Source organism: Streptomyces sp. NPDC051921 (assembly GCF_040680975.1).
Classification (GTDB): domain Bacteria; phylum Actinomycetota; class Actinomycetes; order Streptomycetales; family Streptomycetaceae; genus Streptomyces.
In genome coordinates this window covers 40914-62825 of the sequence record NZ_JBFAXU010000006.1, presented here as the reverse complement: position 1 = coordinate 62825, position 21912 = coordinate 40914, and the positions used below count along the sequence as shown (strand labels likewise).

16 protein-coding genes are annotated in these 21912 nt (G+C 72.3%); 9 read left to right on the top strand and 7 right to left on the bottom strand.

What is annotated here, in order from left to right; all coding sequences use genetic code 11:
* Positions 1-56: 56 nt before the first annotated feature.
* The 5 genes from AB0M16_RS10190 to AB0M16_RS10170 all read right to left on the bottom strand — a co-directional run bounded on the left by AB0M16_RS10190 (position 57) and on the right by AB0M16_RS10170 (position 5022).
* Positions 57-1331: an ABC transporter substrate-binding protein gene (locus tag AB0M16_RS10190; RefSeq protein WP_365340882.1), complete on the bottom strand. Its 1275-nt coding sequence runs from the start codon at positions 1329-1331 to the stop codon at positions 57-59.
* Positions 1328-2431 (bottom strand): branched-chain amino acid ABC transporter permease, encoded by a 1104-nt coding sequence (locus tag AB0M16_RS10185; RefSeq protein WP_365340880.1) that lies wholly within the window; start codon positions 2429-2431, stop codon positions 1328-1330. The genes AB0M16_RS10190 and AB0M16_RS10185 overlap by 4 nt, the downstream gene beginning before the upstream one ends.
* A complete protein-coding gene (locus AB0M16_RS10180; protein ID WP_365340878.1) occupies positions 2424-3314 on the bottom strand; it encodes a branched-chain amino acid ABC transporter permease in 891 nt (296 codons plus the stop codon). Before AB0M16_RS10180 ends, AB0M16_RS10185 begins: the two co-directional genes overlap by 8 nt.
* Entirely contained in the window at positions 3311-4081 is a 771-nt protein-coding gene (locus AB0M16_RS10175) for an ABC transporter ATP-binding protein (RefSeq protein ID WP_365341304.1), read from the bottom strand. The genes AB0M16_RS10180 and AB0M16_RS10175 overlap by 4 nt, the downstream gene beginning before the upstream one ends.
* Before the next feature lie 122 nt (positions 4082-4203).
* The gene (locus tag AB0M16_RS10170; RefSeq protein WP_365340876.1) at positions 4204-5022 is read right to left on the bottom strand and encodes an ABC transporter ATP-binding protein; all 819 of its coding nucleotides are present in this window, start codon (positions 5020-5022) and stop codon (positions 4204-4206) included.
* Positions 5023-5200: 178 nt separating this feature from the next.
* Between AB0M16_RS10170 and AB0M16_RS10165 the strand changes: the two genes are divergently transcribed.
* Positions 5201-6397 carry a helix-turn-helix domain-containing protein gene (locus AB0M16_RS10165; protein ID WP_365340874.1) on the top strand — a complete coding sequence of 399 codons (1197 nt, stop codon included), beginning with the start codon at positions 5201-5203 and terminating at the stop codon, positions 6395-6397.
* 221 nt (positions 6398-6618) lie between these two features.
* Here the strand turns inward: AB0M16_RS10165 and AB0M16_RS10160 are convergent, their stop codons facing one another.
* Positions 6619-8292 (bottom strand): ROK family protein, encoded by a 1674-nt coding sequence (locus AB0M16_RS10160; protein WP_365340872.1) that lies wholly within the window; start codon positions 8290-8292, stop codon positions 6619-6621.
* A gap of 171 nt (positions 8293-8463) precedes the next feature.
* Here AB0M16_RS10160 and AB0M16_RS10155 point away from each other — a divergent pair, with 171 nt between their 5' ends.
* The 4 genes from AB0M16_RS10155 to AB0M16_RS10140 are packed head-to-tail and all read left to right on the top strand — an operon-like array spanning position 8464 to position 13085.
* Positions 8464-9774, top strand: coding sequence for an extracellular solute-binding protein (locus AB0M16_RS10155; RefSeq protein WP_365340870.1), 1311 nt, complete (start codon positions 8464-8466; stop codon positions 9772-9774).
* An 11-nt stretch (positions 9775-9785) separates the two neighbouring features.
* Positions 9786-10778, top strand: a complete 993-nt coding sequence (locus AB0M16_RS10150) for a sugar ABC transporter permease (RefSeq protein ID WP_365340868.1) — start codon at positions 9786-9788, stop codon at positions 10776-10778.
* Between the two features lie 37 nt (positions 10779-10815).
* Complete coding sequence (locus tag AB0M16_RS10145; protein WP_365341302.1) at positions 10816-11655, top strand: carbohydrate ABC transporter permease; 840 nt, start codon at positions 10816-10818, stop codon at positions 11653-11655.
* Between the two features lie 35 nt (positions 11656-11690).
* Entirely contained in the window at positions 11691-13085 is a 1395-nt protein-coding gene (locus AB0M16_RS10140) for a GH1 family beta-glucosidase (protein ID WP_365340866.1), read from the top strand.
* Between the two features lie 382 nt (positions 13086-13467).
* Here the strand turns inward: AB0M16_RS10140 and AB0M16_RS10135 are convergent, their stop codons facing one another.
* Complete coding sequence (locus tag AB0M16_RS10135; RefSeq protein ID WP_365340864.1) at positions 13468-14487, bottom strand: LacI family DNA-binding transcriptional regulator; 1020 nt, start codon at positions 14485-14487, stop codon at positions 13468-13470.
* A 191-nt stretch (positions 14488-14678) separates the two neighbouring features.
* Here AB0M16_RS10135 and AB0M16_RS10130 point away from each other — a divergent pair, with 191 nt between their 5' ends.
* From AB0M16_RS10130 to AB0M16_RS10115, 4 genes are all read left to right on the top strand, one after another.
* A complete protein-coding gene (locus tag AB0M16_RS10130; RefSeq protein WP_365340862.1) occupies positions 14679-16871 on the top strand; it encodes a discoidin domain-containing protein in 2193 nt (730 codons plus the stop codon).
* A gap of 127 nt (positions 16872-16998) precedes the next feature.
* On the top strand, positions 16999-19167 hold the full coding sequence (locus AB0M16_RS10125; RefSeq protein ID WP_365340860.1) for a discoidin domain-containing protein: 2169 nt from the start codon (positions 16999-17001) through the stop codon (positions 19165-19167).
* 44 nt (positions 19168-19211) lie between these two features.
* Positions 19212-20303: a DUF1996 domain-containing protein gene (locus tag AB0M16_RS10120; protein WP_365340858.1), complete on the top strand. Its 1092-nt coding sequence runs from the start codon at positions 19212-19214 to the stop codon at positions 20301-20303.
* Between the two features lie 85 nt (positions 20304-20388).
* Positions 20389-21795, top strand: a complete 1407-nt coding sequence (locus tag AB0M16_RS10115; RefSeq protein WP_365340856.1) for a GH1 family beta-glucosidase — start codon at positions 20389-20391, stop codon at positions 21793-21795.
* Positions 21796-21912: the final 117 nt, after the last annotated feature.

The following is a 21912-nucleotide window of genomic DNA, read 5'->3' as shown; positions in this document are numbered from 1 at the left end:
ACGGTGGAGCCCAGGTAGTCGAGGGCCGAACGGGCGAACGCCGGTGCGGTGCGCGCTCAGCCGGCCTGCGGCGTGAAGCCCTTCGCCGCCTCGGAGACGAACGGCTCACGGACGATCCGCATGCCGCCCGGGACGGACTTGTCCGGCTGGAGGATCACGGACTCGCGTGAGGACGGCGCCTTCGGATCGCTGAAGTCGTGCGTCCCGAACCCGGCGTCGTACGCGTTCAGGGTCAGCAGGGCCTTGCCGATGCCTTCCCGGGTGAGATCCTTGGCGTCGCACGCCCTCTTGAGCGCCTCCCCGAAGACGCTCGCCGCCGTCCATCCGGCCACGACGCCGTTGTCGAGGCCGTCGTTCGGGTACGCGGCCTTGTAGTCCGTGACGAGCTTCTTCGCGGCCGGGGTGCCGGCGCCGATCGGAAGACTCGGAGAGGCGAACCAGTACATCTTCTCCAGCGCGGGTCCGGCCTGGGTGCCGAGCAGCTGGGGGGCGAAAGCGGAGTTGTTGCCGATGACGGGTACGAGCAGCTTCGCCGCCGCGGCGACCCCGACCAGCGAAGCGGCCTGCCGGGGGCCCGCGCTGAGGACGACCGCCTTGACGCCCGCCTGCTTCAACGCCGCGACCTGGGCCGACATGTCGTTGTCGGTGGGCTTGATCTTCTGCTCCACGACCGTCAGACCCGCCTTCCGGGCGGCGAACTTCGACCCCTTGAGCGCGTTCTCGCCGTAGTCGCCCTCGAAGTAGACGTGGCCCAGCCTGTCGCCCGCCTTCAGCCCCTTCTCCTTCACCAGGAAGTCCACGGCGTTGATCGTCTCGATGTCGTACGTGGAGCCGAGGACGCGGATGTACGGGGAGCCCAGCAACGAGGCCGACCAGGCCTGCGGCAGCACCAGTCCCTTGTCCCGGCCGTCGACGCGCTGCTTCACGGCCGCGACGAACGGAGAGCCGATGAACTGCACGTAGCCGGCGACCTTCGGTTCCAGCTCGGTGTACGCGGAGAGCGCCTTCTGCGGGTCGTAGCCGTGGTCGCGGACCGTCAGCTCCAGCTGTCGGCCGCAGATTCCGCCGGCCGCGTTGACCTGCTCCACGTAGAGCTGCTGCGCCTGGGTGACGCTCTTGCCGAGCGTGGCGTACACGCCGGTCATGTCGGTGAGGGCACCGACGGCGATGGTCCTGTCGGTGACGCCCGTGCCGGACCTCACCCCGTCGGATCCGGTGCCGGCGTCGTCGGTGGACCGGGCCTTGGAGCTGCAGCCGACGGCGGTCAGCACGACGAGGGCTGCGGCGAGCCCGACGGCCGTGGTTCTCGAGGCCTGACGTCGGTGGGTCATCGTTCCTCCCCAGAGGAGTGCGAGGGTTGGGCGGTTCGCCCGCGTGGCCGGGCGGTCGGCCGGACCAGGCCGCCGGGCAGGAAGAGCACCACCGCGACGACGGCGGCGCCGTAGAGGTAGCGGGCCGCTTCTCCTGGGGCGATCCCGCCTGTCCCGGGGGCGGAGACCAGGGGAAGTGCGTCGCTGTACCGGTTGAGGAGCTGCGGCAGCAGGGAGACGAAGACGCCTCCCACCACCGCCCCGGCGACCGAACCGAGACCGCCGATGACGATCATGGCCAGGTATTCGAGGGAGAGCAGCATGCCGAAGTACTCCGGCACGGTGCGCTGGAAGACCAGCGCGAGCAGCACCCCCGCCAGTCCCGCGTACATGGATGACAGGACGAAGACGGCGGCGCGGTAGCGGGCCACGGGGACGCCCATCACCCCGGCGGCGATCCGGTGGTCCCGGATCGCGTTCATGGCCCGGCCGGGGCGGCCGCGGAGCACGCCGCGAGCGAAGAGGGCACCCGCGAGCAGGAGCACGAGACCCACGTACCAGAGCTTCTCCGCCGACCCGAACGGCACCTGGGCGATCAGCAGCTCGTTGTCGTCGAAGGTCAGGCCGAAGAGGTTCAGCGGGGGCACGGCGCGGCCGTTGAAACCACCGGTGAGGTCGTGGGCGTTGAACAGCAGGTGCTGGCCGATGAAGATCAGGGCGAGGGTCGCGATGCCGAGGTAGGCGCCCCGCAGCCGACCGGCGATGGGGCTGAACACCCCGCCGGCCGCGCCCGCGAGGGCGACGGCGAGGGCGGCGGCGACCCAGCCGGGCAGGCCCAGTCCGGTCAGCCCGTCCGCTCCGTCCCCGGCGAAGGCGCAGTAGCCGTACGCGCCGACGGCCAGGAAGAAGGCGTGGCCCATGGAGAGCTGACCGGTGGCACCGGTCAGCAGGTTGATGCCGATGGCGCCGATCGCGGCCGCCATGGCGAAGAGCCCGGCCTGGATCCAGAACCGGTCCAGGTAGAAGGGCAGGGCGACGAGCACGAGTCCGGCGGCGGCCCGTGCGACGACCCGGGGCCGGGCGAGGCGAGCCGTTCCACGGCGGGGAAGCGCGTCAGACACGGGACAGCTCCTTCGTGCCGAAGAGCCCGGCAGGGCGGAGGAGGAGCACGGCGACCATCACCAGGTACGGGGCGAGATCGCCGATGCCGCGGCCGAGGAAGGTCAGATCGCCCTGGTAGCCGGTGGCGAGGGACTCGGTGACCCCCACCACCAGGCCGCCGACGAGGGCGCCGGTGGTGGAGTCCAGTCCGCCGAGGATGGCGGCGGGGAAGGCCTTCATCGCGGCGAGGGAGGTGGTGCGCTCCAGGCCGGGGGTCGGGAAGACGGTGAGGAAGAGCGCGGCGACGGCGGCGAGGCCGCCGGCCACCGTCCAGGCGCCGAGCGAGACCCGGCCGAGCCGGACGCCCATGAGGGCCGCGGTCTCCCGGTTCTCGGCGGCGGCGCGCATGGCGACGCCCCAGGAGGTGTGGCGGAAGGCGAGCAGGAAGGCGGTGATGAGCAGCCCGGCGACGAGCAGGGCCGCGATGCGGGTCTGCGCCAGGGTGACCGGACCGATGGTGACGACGTCGTCGCCCCACGGGTCGCCGGGAGACAGGATGTCGGTGCCGATGCGACGGGTCAGTTCGGTGGCCAGCAGGATGTCGACACCGATGGTGACGATGGCGAGGACACTCTGGTCGGAGCCGCGGTAGCGGCGCATCACGAGGAACTCGACGGCGGCGCCGACGAGGGCCGCGCCGGCGATCCCGGCCGCCAGCGCCGGCCAGAAACCGATGCTGTCGTGGAGCACCGCGGTCACGTAGCCGCCCGCGAGCAGCAAGGAGGCGTGGGCGAAGTTGACGACCTCGGTGGCGCGGAAGATCACCACGAAACCGAGGGCGATGAGGGCGTAGACGGATCCCAGCGAGACGCCGTTGAGCAGGAGTTCGGCGAAGGTGGTCACCCGGCGGTCTCCTCTCCGAGGTAGGCGCGGACGACCGCGGGGTCGTTCTGGACGTCGCCGGGCGCGCCGTCGGCGATCCGGCGGCCGAAGTCGAGGACGGTGACGGCGTCGGCCAGCCGCATCACCACGCCCATGTCGTGCTCGACGAGGACGATGGAGATCCCGAGGCTGTCGCGGACGCCGGCGATGACGGCCGCGGTACGGCGGCGCTCGTCGGCGGTCATGCCGGCCACGGGTTCGTCGAGGAGCAGGAGGGTGGGCTCCATGCAGAGGGCGCGAGCCAGTTCGGCGAGCTTCTGCTGCCCGTAGGGGAGGGATCCGGCAGGCTGCGTGAGCTGCTTCTCCAGGCCGACGAAGGCGGCGATCTCACGGACGCGGGCACGGTGTCGGGCCTCTTCGCGGGCGGCGGAGGGCAGCCGGAGCCCGGCGGCGAGGAAGCCGGTACGGGTGAGCCGGTGACGGCCGAGCATCAGGCTGTCCTCGACGGTGGCGCGGGGCGGGAGTGCGAGGTTCTGGAAGATGCGGGCGACGCCCAGCCCGGCGATCTCGTGCGGAGGCAGGGTGGTGAGTTCGTGCGGGCCGAGCCGGACGCTCCCCGAGCTCGCCCTGTAGACGCCGGAGAGCACGTTGAAGCAGGTGGACTTGCCGGCTCCGTTGGGTCCGATGACGGCGTGCACCGTGCCGGGACGGACGGTGAAGGAGACCGCGTCGAGCGCGGTCAGCCCCGCGAAGCGGACCGTGACGTCACGGACTTCGAGGGCGGGCACCGAGGCGAGACCCTTCGGGGTGGTGGGCCCTGGGGACCGGGCGTCCGCCGCGGTGCCCTCGCCGGGTGCGGTGGGCGGACGCCCCGGACCACCAGCGTCCGAGCCACGAGCGGCGGGTCCGCTCATCGGATCTCCTCCCAGCGGGTGAGCACGGGGTGCGCGACGGCGGCGTACGACCCGTCCGTGTCCTGGTCCTCGTCGACGACGCCCAGGTAGCGGCGCCGTACCTCGTCGGAGGCGGCGAGTTCGGCGACCGGGCCGGACAGGGCGACCTCGCCGACCTCCAGGACGTACGCCCGGTCGGCGAGCCGCAGCGCGAGCGCCGCGTTCTGCTCGACGAGGAGGACGGCGGTGCCCTGGGAGTTGATCTCGCGGATCGTGTCGGCGATCCGGGCCGCCATGAGCGGCGCGAGGCCCAGCGAGGGCTCGTCGAGGAGGAGCAGCTTCGGCGAGGCCATCAACGCGCGTCCGACGGCGAGCATCTGCTGTTCACCGCCCGACAGCAGTCCGGCGCGCTGGTGGGACCGGTCGGCGAGAACGGGGAAGAGCCCGTGGACCCGTCGCAGGGCCGACGCCTTCGCCCTCCGGTCACCCGGCGCACCGAGCGCCCCGGCCCGCAGGTTGTCCTCCACGGTCATCCGCGCGAAGACCTGCCGGCCTTCCGGCACCTGGGAGACTCCGGCGGCGACGACCCGGTCCGGCGCGAGCCCGTCGATCGGCCGCCCCCCGAAGGTGACGGAGCCGGAGGTGACGGCCCCGCCGTGGAACGACAGCGTTCGCGACACGGCCCTCAGCAGAGTCGACTTCCCCGCGCCGTTGCCGCCGAGAACGGTGACGACGGCGCCTTCCGGCACGGTGAGCGACACCTGCCTCAGGGCGCGTACCGGTCCGTATCCCACCGACAGGTCCGTGACCTCGAGGGCGAGTCCGGTCCCTCCCATGTTTCCCCTTCCGTGGCCCGTTCAGTGGCGTCACCCCAGCACCGCGGTGGCCGCCCGTCCACGTGCGGAGCCCGAAACGCTGCCGGTGCCCAGCCGGTGCAGGTACGGGTTGTGCACGGGCACAACACCGCGTGTCAGGGGCCTGCCGGGAAGGGGGGCGGGGTGGCATCCTCCGGGCATGGGACGGCGCAGACCACGGACCGGTGATGACTGGAAGCTGTTGGCCGAGGCGTGTACGGCGCTTCTGCGGCGGCTGCCCCAGCTGGTGGACGAGCACCTGAGGGAACTGCTCGCGTACGAGCCTGCGTACGGCCGGATCGTGCCGCACGACCAGCACTGGCGGGAGGCCCACGAGGCGCTGCGGATCGGGATCGAGATGATCTCGGCGCCGCGGGATTCGCCCCGGCGGGACCTGGAGCACGCCGACGAGCTGGGACGGCGGCGAGCCGAGCAGGGGATGCCGCTGGAACTGGTGGTGCACGCCTACCGGCACGCAGGCCATCTGGTGTGGGAGGCGCTGATCGACGACGCCTCGGCCCACCCGTCGAGACTGGCGGTGCTGACCCAGTCGGCGACCATGGTCTGGCAGGCCGTGGACGCGCAGGCGGACACCGCTTCGGAGGCGTACCGGGCGACGGAACGGGAGCTGAGGCGGCGTACCGACGAGCAGCTCCAGGCGCTCCTCGACGCGTTGCTGCACGGCCAGTGTTCGACGGAGGTGAGCTCGCGGGCGGCGGCCGGCCTGGATCTGCCGGAGCACGGCCGGTACGCGGTGGTGGTCCTGCGGCCCGACCGGCGGGAGGTGCCCGAGCCCTTCCACCGGCGGGTGCAGGGGGCGGGCGTGCGGTTCCTGTGGCGGATGGGCGCGGACTGCGAGATCGGGGTGGTGTCGTTGGCGGAGGGCGTCGGGCTGGACGCGCTGTCCGAGCTGCTCGACGGGCGCTGCCCGGGGCCCGGAGGGATCAGCCCCGTGGTGACGGGGCTGTTGGAGCTGGGACGAGCACGCAGGCTCGCGGAGCTCGCTCTGCGGACCAGTCCGCCGGACTCACGGCAGATCGTCCGGCTGGACCGCCGGATGGCGGGCGCCCTGGTGGTCGGGCAGCCGGAGCTGGCGGGCCTCCTGGTGACGGACGTCCTGGGCGGCCTGCTGGAACTGGACCCGGCCGACCGCGCGATCCTGCTGGAGACACTGGACGTCTGGCTGGAGTGCGAGGGTTCGGCGGGCCGGGCGGCTGCCCGCCTCTACTGCCACCGCAACACGGTCTTCAACCGGCTGCGCCGCCTGGAGCAGTTGACGTCCCGGTCCCTGTCCCGGCCGAGGGACCTCACGGAGATGACCCTGGCCCTGGACGCCTTCCGCCTGACGGCCTGCTGAGGACGCGCGGACCGGCCCGTCGGCTCTCCCGCACGAAGGGGAAGCTCGACGCCGGCGCCGGGGGAGTCGGGGCCGGCGCGCGCGGGGCCGTGCGGTCGACGCCGGGCCTGCCGGGCCGGGCGGACGCCGCTCCTCGCCACTTCGGCCGGGCTCGGCCCCGCCCCCCGGGGCGCCCGCACGGCCGGTCCGCCGCGTACGCCCGACCGGTGCGGGCCCTGGACTCAGGTGGAGGCCCGGTCCCGCAGGGCGGTCTGCCAGGCGGGCGCCGGGATGCTCGGCGCGTGCTCGGGGCGGCGCCCGCCCTGGGCGAAGAAGTCGACCAGTGGCAACAGTCCGGCCCCGACGGTGACGGCCTCGGGTCCGAGAGTGCCGAGCGCGATCTCCGTCCGGCCGCCGGGGTGGCGGAGCGCGTACGCGCGGGCGTACGCCGTCACGGTGGCGAGGAACCGGGAGCCGAGCTGGAGCCCGGCCCAGCCGCCGACGAGGATCCGGTCCGGCTGGAAGAGGTTGATGAGGTCGGCCAGCCCGGCGCCCAGGTACTCGGCGGTCTCGTCGAGGACCGCGAGCGCGACCGCGTCCGGCGCCGCGCCGGGCGACCCGGGCCCGGCCACAGCCGTCCCGGAGACGCAGGCCGGGTAGGACTCGGCCCGGGCCGCGGACGCCCGAGTCCCGCCGGTCTCGGTGTCGGACGGGGCGGGCACGGATGCCCCGGCCGCGGACGACCCGGTCCCCGCCGTGTCGGCCTCGGACGGCCCGGGCACGGTCGCTCGGGTCTCCGCAGGTCCCGTTCCGGCAGGTCCCGTTCCGGCAGGTCCCGTCCCGGCAGGTCCTGTTGGGGCAGGTCCCGGCCCGACAGGTCCCGGCGCGATAGACCCCGTTGCGGCAGGCCCCGGCCCGGCAGGTCCGGTCCCCGCAGGCCCCGTGTCCGCAGGCCCCCTGTCCGCGGCCCCCGGCCCGGCCGGCGTCGGGTAGGCGGCGGCGAGCATCGCGGTCAGGGCCGTCTCCTCGTCGGCGCCCGCCGGCGGTTCGCCGCCCGCCTCCCGCCACCGTTCGAGCAGTGCCTCCGCTCCGGCGTACGCCTCCAGGCAGCCCTGAGCGCCGCAGCGGCAGCGGCGCCCCCGCACCCGTACGGTCAGATGGCCCCACTCCAGCGCCTGCCCGGGGCCCAGCGGATCCGTCACCGCGCACGCGCCGACGCCGGAGCCGAAGAGCACGACCACGGCGCTACGGGCCCCGCGGCCGGCGCCGAACCACATCTCGGCCTGACCAAGGGTCTTGGCGCCGTTCTCGATCCGATACGGGACCTCCGCCGGCAGGGCGACCGTCTCGCGGAGCAGCCGCTCGAGCGGCACCGCGTCCCAGCCGATCGTCTGCCCGTGCACCACCGCCCCCTCCTCGGGCGTCCGCTCGACGATGCCGGGCACACCGATCCCGACGCCGAGCAGCCGCTCCGCGGGCACGCCCGCCGTACGCAGCACCTCGGCGATGCCGTCCCTCAGGTGGCCCACGACCACCGCGACCTCGTACCGCGCGGTCCGCGGCCCCGAGGTGGCCAGCGGGCGCTCGGTGCGGGCGAGTTCGGTGAGCGCGAGATCGAACAGCTCGATCCGCACCCGGGTCTCGCCGATGTCCACGCCGATCATGCAGCCGCTGCCCGGCGTGATCCGCAGCAGGGTGCGCGGGCGCCCGCCCGCGGAGTCGACACTGCCGGCCTCCTCCACGAGCCCCTCGGCGACCAGCTCGGCGACCACGTTGCTGATCGACCCCGAGGAGAGCCCGGTCGCCGGACCCAGCATGAGCCGGCTCATCGGACCGTCGAAGTAGAGCCTCCGCAGCACCGCCGTCCGGTTCTCGCGCCGCAGGTCGCGCACCGTGCGGCCACTCTTCGCGTGCACTCTCGTCCCCGTCCGTCGTAGTCGTCCGCTGCAACATACCCGCACGACAAGCCTTGACGCGACTTTCTCTTGGGGTTTAACTCACATCCTAAATTAAGCCGATGCGGCGTCGAGCGGTCCGGGCGCTCGCCCTGTCGGTACTCCCGCCTTCCCTGAAAGGGACCAGGAGCCATGCGCAGAATCAGAGCCGCCGTCACGGGTGCCGTCACCCTCTCCCTCGTCCTCACCGCAGCCGCCTGCGGCGGCGGGGGAGCGGACGGCGGCGGCCAGGCGTCGAAGACCCTCACCTACTGGGCCACCAACCAGGGTTCCAGCCTGGAGGTCGACAAGAAGGTCCTCCAGCCCGAACTCGACCGGTTCGAGAAGGAGACCGGCATCAAGGTGAAGCTGGAGGTGATCCCGTGGTCCGACCTGCTCAACCGGATCCTCACCGCCACCACTTCGGGCCAGGGCCCGGACGTCCTCAACATCGGCAACACCTGGAGCGCCTCCCTCCAGGCCACCGGCGCCCTGCTGCCCTGGGACGAGAAGAACTTCGGGGCCATCGGCGGCAAGGACCGCTTCGTCGACTCCGCCCTCGGCTCCACCGGTGCCCCCGGACAGGACCCGGCCGCCGTCCCGCTCTACTCGATGGCCTACGCGCTCTACTACAACAAGCAGATGTTCAAGGACGCCGGCATAGCGAAGCCGCCGACGACCTGGGACGAGGTCGTCGCCGCCGGCAAGAAGCTCAGCAAGGACGGCAAGTGGGGCATCGGGGTCGAGGGCTCCAACCTCTCCAACAACATCCACCAGGTCTTCGTCCTCGGCAAGCAGCACGGCGCCGACTTCTTCACCTCCGACGGCAGGCCCGACTTCACCTCCGACGGCGCCGTCGCCGCCGTCAAGCAGTACGTCGACCTGATGGCCGCCGACAAGATCGTCGCCCCGGGCAACGCCGAGTACGCCCAGAACCAGTCCCTGAGCGACTTCGCCAAGGACAGGACGGGCATGGTCCTCTGGCAGACCCCGTCCCAGACCTTCGCGTCCCAGGGCATGACCGAGGAGGAGTGGGGCGTCGTTCCCGCCCCCGTCCCGTCCGGCAACCTGGACACCGGAACCGCCACCAACTCGATGGTCGCCGGCATCAACATGGCCGTGTTCAAGAACACGAAGAACCGCGACGGCGCCCTGAAGTTCGTGAAGTTCATGACCAGCGACAAGGAGCAGGTCCTCCTCAACAAGTCGTACGGCTCGGTGCCGCCGGTCAGGACCGCGCAGAACGACCCGGCCTTCGCCGGCCCGTCCCTCGCCGTCATCCGCGACACCCTCGCCTCCAGCGCCGCGGCCCTCCCGCAGGTCCCGGAGGAGTCCCAGTTCGAGACGGTCGTCGGCACCGCCGTCAAGGAGCTGTTCGCCGACGCCGCCGCCGGCCGGCCGGTGACGACCGAGTCCGTGAAGGCCAAGCTCGAAAAGGCCCAGCAGCAGATGCCGAAGAAGTAGGCCCCGGTCCCATGACCCAGACCGCCGTCACTCCCGCAACCGAGCCGGCGGTGCGCAAGGCCACACCCGGAGGGGCGCGCACCGCACGCCGCTCCGGGCGTCGCCGCCTCGCACTGCCCTACGTCCTGCTCCTGCCCGCCCTGCTCCTCGAACTCCTCGTCCACCTCGTGCCGATGCTCATGGGCATCGCCATGAGCTTCAAGGAGCTCACCCAGTTCTCCATCCGCGACTGGGCGGCCGCGCCCTGGTCCGGACTCGACAACTTCTCGGTCTCGCTCGACTTCGATGCGGCCGTCGGGAAGTCGCTGCTGAAGTCCTTCCTGACCACCTGCCAGTTCACCGTGCTCTCGGTAGGCCTGTGCTGGCTCCTCGGCACGGCCGCCGCGATCCTCCTCCAGGAGAACTTCCGCGGCCGGGGAGTCCTGCGCACGCTGTTCCTCGTCCCGTACGCCCTGCCCGTCTACGCGGCCGTCATCACCTGGGCGTTCATGTTCCAGCGCGACAACGGCCTCATCAACCACGTCCTGCACGACCAGCTCGGCATCGGCGACAGCCCCGCCTTCTGGCTGATCGGCGACAACAGCTTCTGGGCGCTGCTCGCCGTCTCCGTGTGGAAGGGCTGGCCGTTCGCCTTCCTCACCGTGATGGCCGGCCTCCAGAACGTCCCCCGCGAGATGTACGAGGCCGCCGCGCTCGACGGTGCCGGCATCTGGCGGCAGATCCGGCACATCACCCTGCCGTCCCTGCGCCCGGTCAACCAGGTCCTCGTACTGGTCCTCTTCCTGTGGACCTTCAACGACTTCAACACGCCGTTCGTGCTCTTCGGCAAGGCGGCCCCGGAAGCGGCGGACCTCATCTCGCTGCACATCTACCAGTCGTCCTTCCAGACGTGGAACTTCGGCACCGGCTCGGCCATGTCCGTCCTCCTGCTGCTCTTCCTGCTCCTCGTCACGGGCGTCTACCTCCTGCTCACCTCCCGCGGAAGGAAGACCTCCGATGTCTGACGCCGCTCACGGGAGCGCGACCCGCCCGTGCTCCCCGATGGCCCCGCCCCGCTCCTTCCTCTGGACCCGGCGGATCGTCCTCACCCTGCTCACCGGCTTCGTCCTGCTGCCGGTGTACGTCATGGTGTCCAGCTCGCTGAAGCCGCTGGAGGACGTCTCGGGCACGTTCGAATGGATCCCGTCCGGACTCACCCTGCGCCCGTACGCGGACATCTGGGACACGGTCCCGCTCGCCGACTACTTCGTGAACTCGATCGTCGTCGCGGGCGCCGCCACCGTGCTCTCCGTGGCCGTCGCGATCTTCGCCGCGTACGCCGTCAGCCGCTACACCTTCCGCGGCAAGCGGCTCTTCACGGTCACCGTCCTGTCCACGCAGATGTTCCCCGGCATCCTCTTCCTGCTGCCGCTCTTCCTCATCTACGTCAACATCGGCAACGCCACCGGCCTCGCCCTCTTCGGTTCCCGCGAAGGCCTGATCCTCACCTACCTGACCTTCTCGCTGCCGTTCTCCATCTGGATGCTCACCGGGTACCTCGACTCGATCCCGCGCGAGCTCGACGAGGCGGCGAAGGTCGACGGCTGCGGCCCGATCGGCGCGCTCTTCCGCGTGATCGTGCCCGCCGCCCGGCCCGGCATCGTCGCCGTCGCCGTCTACGCCTTCATGACCGCCTGGGGCGAGGTCCTGTTCGCCTCGGTCATGACCAACGACACCACCCGCACGCTCGCCGTCGGTCTCCAGGGCTACGCCACCCAGAACGACGTGTACTGGAACCAGGTGATGGCCGCCTCCCTCGTCGTGAGCGTGCCCGTCGTCGTCGGGTTCCTGCTCCTCCAGCGCTACCTCGTCGCCGGCCTCACCGCGGGTGCGGTCAAGTGACGCCCTTCTCTCCACCGAACTCGAAGAGGTCCTCCGTGTCCTTCCCCGTGTCCGCCCCCGCCCCCGACACCGACGGCGCCGCCCAGCCTGACCTGGCGGCCTTCCCGCCCTCCTTCGCCTGGGGCACCGCGACCTCCGCGTACCAGATCGAGGGCGCCGTCGCCGAGGACGGCCGCGCCCCCTCCATCTGGGACACCTTCTCCCGCGTCCCCGGCGCGATCGACAACGGTGACCACGGGGACGTCGCGTGCGACCACTACCACCGCTGGCCCGAGGACATCGCCCTCATGAAGGAACTCGGCACCGACGCCTACCGGATGTCGATCGCCTGGCCCCGGGTCGTCCCCGGCGGCGACGGGCCCGTCAACGCCGCCGGACTCGACTTCTACGACAGGCTCGTCGACGCCCTCCTCGACGCCGGCATCACGCCCTCTGTCACCCTCTACCACTGGGACCTCCCGCAGGCCCTCCAGGACCGCGGCGGCTGGACCTCCCGCGAGACCGCCGAACACCTCGCCGCCTACGCCTCCGTCGTCGCCGGCCGCCTCGGCGACCGCGTCACCCGCTGGGCCACCCTCAACGAACCCCTCTGCTCCGCCTGGATCGGGCACCTGGAAGGCCGGATGGCGCCGGGCCTCACCGACCTGACGGCCGCCGTCCGCGCCTCGTACCACCTGCTCCTGGGTCACGGGCTGACCACCGCGGCGATCCGGGCCGCCGCCCCCGGAGCCCGTGTCGGCCTGGTGACCAACCATTCCACGGTCGCCCCCGCCTCCGGCCGCCCCGAGGACCTCGCCGCCGCCCGCCGCATGGACGGGCACAGCAACCGCTGGTGGCTCGACCCGGTGTACGGCCGCGGTTTCCCCACCGACATGCGCGAGCTGTACGGCGTCGACCTCCCCGAGCGTCCCGGCGACCTGCAGACCATCGCCGCCGACCTGGACTGGCACGGCCTCAACTACTACTTCCCGGTCACCGTCGCCGACGACCCGACCGGACCCGCCCCGTACGCCCGCGAGGTCCGCCTCCCCGACGTGCCGCGCACCGGCATGGACTGGCAGATCGAGGCGGCCGGCCTGGAGGGCCTGCTCCTGCGGCTCACCGAGGACTACGGCGTCCGCGAGCTGTACGTCACCGAGAACGGCTCCGCCTTCCCCGACACCGTCGGCCCCGACGGCGCCGTGCACGACCCCGACCGCACCCGCTACCTGGAGGGGCACCTCGCCGCCTGCGCGAGCGCCGTGCGCAAGGGCGTCCCGCTCGCCGGCTACTACGCCTGGTCGCTCCTGGACAACTTCGAGTGGGCGTACGGCTACGACAAGCGCTTCGGCCTCGTCCACGTCGACTACGCCACCCAGAAGCGGACGGTGAAGACCAGCGGCCGCCGCTACGCCGAACTCATCCGCGCCCACCGGGAGCTGCACGGCTGACCGCCACCCACGTGACCGCCCGGAAGGCCGTCCCGCCCACCGCGGGACGGCCTTCCGCGCCGCGCTGCGGGGACCCCCGTCCCGGCCGCGGAGACCAGGAGCGCCCCATACCCGACACCGCCGCTCCGCGCTCCCGCCCCGGACCCGAAGAGACCGCCGGGCGCCTGCGCCGTGCCGTCGGGCCGGCGACGGTGATCCGGAGCACCCCTCTCGACGGGGGGCTCCACCACTCCGTCCGACGCGTCGAGCTCGCCGACGGCAGGCGTCTGGTGCCGCGCTCCTACGGCGGGGAGTTCGCCTCCTGGCTCGGCACCTGGTCCGCCGGACGCATCGCACGGCAGGTCGTCGCGCTGGACGCGCTGGAAGGCCGAGCCGCCAGGGATCAGGCCGACTCCCGGACCACCAACACCGGCTCGAAGACCTTCGAGCCGGCTACCGGCGAGCCCGCGTCGAGCTGGGCGAGCAGCAGCCCCGCCATCGCGGCCGCCATCTCCTCCACCGGCTGGTGCACGGTGGTGAGCGGGGGAGTGGCGTCCCGGGCCGCCACCGAGTCGTCGAAGCCGACCACGGCGACGGTCCCCGGCACGGCGACGCCCCGCTCCGCGAGGAGGCGGCAGGCGCCGCGGGCCATCAGGTCGTTGGCGGCGAACACCGCGTCGACGTCCGGGTGCCGTTCGAGCAGACGGGCCATCGCCTCCCGGCCGCTCTCCTCGGTGAACCGGCCCCGCTCGACCGGGACCGCGCCCGCTCCGCGCGCGGTGAGCGCCGCCGTGAAGCCGTCGAGCCGCTCGCGTGCGGTCGGCGCCGACACCGGCGCCGCGATGGTCGCCGGCCGCCGCCGTCCGGTCGCCCACAGGTGTTCGGCCACGAGCCGCGCGCCCGCGGCGTTGTCCAGGTCGACCCAGCCGCAGCGGACCCCGGCAGGCGGGCGCCCGAAGAGCACCGTCGGAAGGCCGGCCGCGACCAGCATCCCGGGCAGCGGGTCGTCCTCGTCGAGCGGCACCACGACGGCCCCGTCGGCGCCGCCGCGCCGCAGGTACTCGACGAGCTGGAGCCGGGCCGGCTCGGACTCGGCGACGAGCAGCACCGGCTGCACGCCGCGCTCACGCAGCACCGGGAGCACGCCGTCGACCACCCGTCCGAAGAAGGGATCGGAGAAGAGCCGGGCGGTGAAGGAGCCGCCGGTCGCCGAGAGGACAAGGGCGACCGCGCCGGTGCGCCGGGTCACCAGCGAGCGGGCCGCCTGGTTGGGCGTGTAGCCGGTCCGGGCGACGGCCGCGCGGACGGATTCCTGGATCTCCGGTGCCACGTTCCGCACGCCGTTGACCACGCGGGACACCGTCGCGCGTGACACCCCCGCCTCACGTGCGACGTCCTCCAGGGTCGGTCCCCGATTCCCCATCCGCGCACTTTATCGGTGCCGTGTGTCCGGTGGGCGAGGAGGCGGCGACAAGCCCCGCCCGCGGTGCGATCGATGCTTAATGCAAGCCAAAAGAAAAGCCGTGTCGCACACCTTGACCGCCCGCTCCGCCCCCGTGCATGGTTTCGGAGAGCGCTCTCCCATGTGTCCGTCCCGTATCACCGAGGAGACCCATGTCCTCCCTAGGGTCCCCGCCGGCACGCCGGCGCCCCGCATCCTCACTCCGCCGCTCCACGGTCGGCGCCCTCGTCGCCTCCCTGGCCGGCACCCTGCTCGCGGTCGTCCCCACCGCCCCGGCCCATGCCGCCGACACCCTGCTCTCGCAGGGGAGGACGGCGACCGCCTCCACCGTCGAAGGAGCCGCCTTCCCCGCCTCCGCCGCCGTCGACGGCGACCTCGGCACCCGCTGGGCCAGCCAGTGGCAGGACCCCCAGTGGCTCCAGGTCGACCTCGGCGCCGCCCGGCAGCTCAGCAGGGCCGTCCTGACGTGGGAGGCCGCGTACGGCAAGAGCTACGAAATCCAGGCCTCCGACAACGGCACCGACTGGCGCACCGTCACCGCCGTCAGCGCCGGCGACGGCGGCACCGACGAGGTCACCCTCAACGGCTCGGGCCGCTACGTCCGGGTGAACGGCCTCACCCGGGGCACCGGATACGGCTACTCCCTCTGGGAGTTCCAGCTCTACGGCTCCACCGACGGCACCGGCACGCAGCTGCCCGGCGGCGGCGACCTCGGCCCGAACGTGCACGTCTTCGACCCGTCCACACCCGGCCTCCAGGCCCAGCTGGACGCCGTCTTCCAGCAGCAGGAGTCGGCCCAGTTCGGCACGGGCCGGCACGCCTTCCTCCTCAAGCCCGGCACGTACAACGGCCTCAACGCCCAGCTCGGCTTCTACACCCAGATCGCCGGCCTCGGCGTGCGCCCCGACGACACGACCATCAACGGCGACGTCACCGTGGACGCGGGCTGGTTCAACGGCAACGCCACCCAGAACTTCTGGCGCGGCGCCGAGGGACTCGCCCTCAACCCCGTGAACGGCACCGACCGGTGGGCCGTCTCCCAGGCGTCCTCGTTCCGTCGCATGCACGTCAAGGGCGGCCTCAACCTCGCCCCCAACGGCTACGGCTGGGCCTCGGGCGGCTACATCGCCGACTCCAAGATCGACGGCCAGGTCGGCAACTACTCGCAGCAGCAGTGGTACACCCGCGACAGCACGATCGGCGGCTGGTCCAACAGCGTCTGGAACCAGGTCTTCTCCGGCACCGAGGGCGCGCCGGCGACCTCCTTCCCCGAGCCGCGCTACACCACCCTCGACACCACCCCGATCTCCCGTGAGAAGCCGTACCTGATCTGGGAGGACAACCAGTACAAGGTCTTCTCCCCGGCCAAGCGGACCAACGCCCGCGGCACCACCTGGGCGAACGGCACCCCGCAGGGCGAGAAGATCCCGCTCGCCCGGTTCTACGTCGTCAAGCCCGGCACCAGCGCCGCGACCATGAACCAGGCCGTCCAGCAGGGCCTGCACCTGCTCTTCACACCCGGCGTCCACCACGTCGACCGGCCGATCGAGATCGGCCGCCCCGGCACCATCGTGCTCGGCCTCGGCCTCGCCACGCTCGTCCCGGACAACGGCGTCGCCGCGATGAAGGTCGCCGACGTCGACGGGGTCCGCCTCGCCGGCTTCCTCGTCGACGCCGGACCGGTCAACTCGCCGGTCCTGCTGGAACTCGGCCCGCAGAACGCGGCCGCCGACCACGCCGCCGACCCGACCACCGTCCAGGACGTCTACATCCGCGTCGGCGGCGCCGGCCCCGGCAAGGCCACCACCAGCATGGTCGTCAACAGCGACGACGTCATCGTCGACCACACCTGGGTCTGGCGCGCCGACCACGGCGACGGCGTCGGCTGGGAGACCAACCGAGCCGACTACGGCGTCCGCGTCAACGGCGACGACGTACTGGCCACCGGCCTCTTCGTCGAGCACTTCAACAAGTACGACGTCGAGTGGTACGGCGAGCGCGGACGCACGATCTTCTACCAGAACGAGAAGGCGTACGACGCCCCCGACCAGGCCGCCATCCAGAACGGCGCCACCAAGGGCTACGCGGCCTACCGCGTCGACGACTCGGTCACCACGCACGAGGCCTGGGGCCTGGGCAGCTACTGCAACTACAACGTGGACCCGACCATCGTCCAGGACCACGGCTTCAAGACGCCCGTCAAGCCGGGCGTGAGGTTCCACAGCCTCCTGGTGGTGTCCCTCGGAGGCATGGGGCACTACAACCACGTCATCAACGACACCGGGGCGTCCACCATCCCCGCCGGCACCTCCACCGTGCCCTCCACGGTCGTCTCCTTCCCCTGACGGCCCCGCCGGGGCGCGCGCAGACCGGCGCGCTCCCGGCCCCCGACCCCTTCCGGGCGGCGTTCCACGTCCCCGCCGCGCCGCCCGGAAGGCGATCCCCTCCCTCCACCCCCGCCCAGGAGCCCCCATGACCACCGCCCCGACCTCACGAAGGCGGGCCCGCACCACGGCCTCGCTCGTGTCCCTCGGCGCCCTGCTGGCCACCTCCGCCACCGTGCTGAGCGCGGCCCCCGCCACCGCCGCCGAAACCCTCCTCTCCCAGGGGAAGACCGCCACCGCCTCCTCGACCGAGGGCGCCGGCTACGCCGCCTCCGCCGCCGTGGACGGCGACCTCACCGGCACCCGCTGGGCCAGCCAGTGGAGCGACGATCAGTGGCTCCAGGTCGATCTCGGAGCGAGCGCGAACATCTCCCGCGTCGTCCTGAACTGGGAGGGCGCCTACGGCAAGGCCTACGACGTCCAGCTCTCCGACAACGGCACCGACTGGCGCACCGTCAGGTCCGTGACCTCCGGAGACGGCGGCACCGACGAACTGACGGTGTCCGGCACCGGCCGCTATGTACGCCTCCAGGGCGTCACCCGCGCCACCGGATACGGCTACTCCCTCTGGGAGTTCCGGGTCTACGGCGACGGCGGCACCACACCGCCCGGCCCCGGGGGCGCCGTACGGGTCACCGGCTCGCAGGGCAACTGGCGGCTGACCGTCGGCGGTCAGCCCTACACCGTCAAGGGCGTCACCTGGGGCCCGGCCCTCGCGGACGCCGGCCGCCACATGCCCGCCGTGAAGTCCCTGGGCGTCAACACCGTCCGTACGTGGGGGACCGACGCCGCCTCGAAGCCCCTGCTCGACGCCGCGGCCGCGCAGGGCGTCCGGGTGATCAACGGCTTCTGGCTCCAGCCCGGCGGCGGCCCCGGCTCCGGCGGCTGCGTCGACTACGTCACCGACACGACGTACAAGAACACCATGCTCACCGAGTTCGCCAAGTGGGTCGACACCTACAAGTCCCACCCCGCCACGCTCATGTGGAACGTCGGCAACGAGTCCGTCCTCGGCCTGCAGAACTGTTACGGCGGCGCCGAACTCGAAGCCCAGCGCAACGCGTACACGACCTTCGTCAACGACGTCGCCAAGAAGATCCACTCCATCGACCCCGACCACCCCGTGACCTCGACGGACGCGTGGACCGGGGCCTGGCCGTACTACAAGCGCAACGCCCCGGACCTCGACCTGTACGCGATGAACTCCTACGGAGACGTCTGCGGAGTGCGCCAGGACTGGATCGACGGCGGGTACACCAAGCCGTACATCATCACGGAGGGCGGCCCCGCCGGCGAATGGGAGGTCCCCGACGACGCCAACGGCGTCCCCGACGAGCCGACCGACGTGCAGAAGGCCGACGGCTACACCAAGGCGTGGGGCTGCGTCACCGGCCACCAGGGCGTCGCCCTCGGCGCCACGCTCTTCCACTACGGCCTCGAACACGACTTCGGCGGCGTCTGGTTCAACCTCGTGCCCGACGGCCTGAAGCGCCTGTCGTACTACGCCGTCAAGAAGGCCTACACCGGCTCCACCGCGGGCGACAACACCCCGCCGGTCATCACGGGCATGACCGTGAGCCCGGCCTCCGCTGCCCCGGCCGGCCGTGAGTTCACGGTCCGCGCCGACCTCCGCGACCCCGACGGCGACCCGATCACACCCAGGATCTACCTCAGCGGAAACTACGCCAACGGCGACAAGCGGCTCCTCGACGCGTCATGGCGTTCCACCGGCAACGGCACCTTCGCCGTCACCGCACCCGAGAAGCTCGGTGTCTGGAAGGTCTACATCCAGGCCGAGGACGGCCACGGCAACGCCGGCATCGAGAGCAGATCCGTGAAGGTCGTCGCCCCGCCCGTCGCTGGCACCAACATCGCCCTGGGGAAGCCCACCACCGCCTCCTCCTTCCAGGCCTCCTACGGCGACTGCCCCTGCCCGGCGGCCAACGCCACCGACGGCAACCCCTCCACCCGCTGGGCCAGCGACTGGAGCGACCCGCAGTGGATCCGGGTCGACCTCGGCTCCGTGCGCTCCTTCAGCCGCCTCCAGCTCGTCTGGGACCCGGCCTACGCCCGCGCCTACGACGTCCAGGTCTCCGACGACGGAAGCACCTGGCGCACCATCCACACCACGAGCGACGGCAACGGCGACGTCGACACCGTGGAGGCCGGAGCCACCGCGCGGTACGTGCGGCTCCAGCTCACCGCCCGCGGCACCGGCTGGGGCTACTCGCTCCACGAGCTCGGCGTCTACAGCTGACTCCACGCCGCCGTCCCCTCCGAGGAGAAGCGAAGGAGCACACCATGAGAATCCGCGGCCGGACCCTGTCCGCCTTACTGCTCGCCACCGCCCTCGGCGTCTCGGCGCTGTCGGTCGACGCCCTCACCGCCGCCGCCTCGGCACCGAGCGACGCCCCGGCCGTCCGGACGGCCGACCGGTCCCACGCCGGGCACGTCATGGGAGCGTCCGCCCTCCCCTCGGCCGACGACGCCGACGGAGACGGCTACATCCCCGCGAACCCGCCGGTCACCGGGGTCACCCCCTCCCAGGCGGTCCCCCCGCCGGCGTACTTCCACGAGTTCCAGGCCAACTGCTCCGTCACCCACACCGCGCCGGACGACCCGATCGTCTACCCCGGACAGCCCGGTGCCTCCCACGACCACACGTTCATGGGCAACACGTCCACCAACGCCCACTCGACCACCGCGTCCCTCACGAACGGGCCCACGACCTGCAGCGCGCCCGCGGACTCCTCGGCGTACTGGATGCCCTCCCTCTACAACGGCGACCGGAAGATCCTGCCCGTCGGACCCCAGGTCATCTACTACAAGTCGGGCGTCACCGACTACCGGAGCGTCCGACCCTTCCCCACGGGACTGCGGTTCGTCGTCGGCAGCCCGGCGCAGACCGCCCAGGAGTTCCGCAGCCACAAGGGCTTCGTCGAGGGCTGGGAATGCGGTGACAGCTTCTTCAACGTCGACATCCCGGCGAGCTGTCCGAGCCGGCCCGACGTCCAGCTCAACATCCGTTTCCAGGCACCCAGTTGCTGGAACGGCCTGCACCTCGACACCCCCGACCACAAGAGCCACATGGCCTACCCGGTCGTCAAGCCCGGCACCAACGACAACATGTGCCCGGCCTCCCACCCGGTCGCCCTGCCGATGATCGAATTCAAGATGGCCTTCCCGGTCAACGGCGACATGAGCCAGGTCCGCCTGTCCAGCGGGCGCGGCTACTCCTTCCACTACGACTTCTTCAACGCGTGGGAGGAACGCACCCTCAAGGCCCTGGTCGACCACTGCGTCGTCGGCGGCCTCCAGTGCGACACCCGCGGCTACGACCAGAACCACCCCGAGCGCGGAGCCGTACTGAACGCCGACCACCGACTTCCCTGACCCCGCCCACCCCGTTCGGGGCGGCCCGGACGCCCGTCGCGGCGCCCGGGCCGCCCCGGACGGCCCGCACCCGGAGCGCCCCCGCATGCCCGCACAAGACCGCTTCCCCGACGACGACGCCCTGATCGACCGACTCCCGCCGGACTTCCGGATCGGCGCGGCCACCTCCGCCTACCAGATCGAGGGCGCCGCGGCCGAGGACGGTCGGACCGCCTCCATCTGGGACACCTTCTGCCGCGTCCCGGGGGCCGTCGACAACGGCGACACCGGGGACACGGCCTGCGACCACTACCACCGCATGCCCGAGGACGTCGCACTGATGGCGGACCTCGGCCTCGACACCTACCGCTTCTCCGTCTCCTGGCCGCGCGTCCAGCCCGGCGGCCGCGGCCCCGCGAACCCGGCCGGACTCGCCTTCTACGACCGACTGGTCGACGAACTCCTCGGCCGGGGCATCACGCCCTGGCTGACCCTCTACCACTGGGACCTGCCCCAGGAACTCCAGGACGCCGGCGGCTGGCCCGCCCGGGACACCGCCCACCGCTTCGCCGACTACGCGGCGCTCGTCCACGACCGGCTCGGCGACCGCGTCGCCCACTGGACCACCCTCAACGAGCCGTTCTGCTCGGCGGTCCTCGGACACGTGGAAGGCGTGCACGCGCCCGGCGGACGCTCCCTCGCCGACGGCGTCGCCGCCGTGCACCATCTGCACCTCGCGCACGGGCTCGCCGCCCTCCGCCTGCGGGCCGACGCCACGCGCCCCCTCGACCTGGCCGTCACCCACCTGCTCGGCACCAGTGCCCCCGCCACCGACACCCCCACCGATCGCGAAGCCGCCCGCCGCGCCGACGCGTTCGGCTTCCGCTTCTACCTCGACCCGGTCCTGCGCGGCAGCTACCCGGACGACCTCGTCGCCGACCTCGGCGCGCGGGGCGTCACGATCCCGGTCCGCGACGGCGACCTGGAGACCATCGCCACCCCCGTCGACACCCTCGGCGTCAACTACTACCGCTCCATGAAGACCTCCGGCACCGGCACCGACGGCGCCACCACCGACTCCCTGGGCCGCCCCGTCACCCGCGCCCTCCCGCACGGCGGCCTGCCCGTCACCGGGCCCGGCTGGGAGGTCATGCCCCACGACCTCACCGACCTGCTGCTCCGCATCGCCCGTGACTACCCCGGCACCCCGATGGTGATCACCGAGAACGGCGCCGCCTACACCGACGTCCCCGACGCGGACGGACACGTCGACGACCAGGAGCGCACCGCCTACCTCTCCGCCCACCTCGCCGCGGTCGCCCGCGCCCGGGCGGCCGGCGCCGACGTCCGCGGCTACTTCGCCTGGTCGCTCCTCGACAACTTCGAATGGGCCTACGGCTACGCCCAGCGCTTCGGGCTCGTCCACGTCGACTACGCGACACAGGCGCGCACCCCCAAGCGCAGCGCCCGGTGGCTGCGCGACACGGCCCGCCGGGTGCGCGGCGACGCATGAGCCCGGTCACCGGCCGTGGGACGCGTCTCCGCCTCGGCCGGATCCGTCTCGTTCTGGCCTGTATCCGGTTGTACGAAACAGTGTTTTATGACCTCCCCGACAGGTCGGTACGGTCCC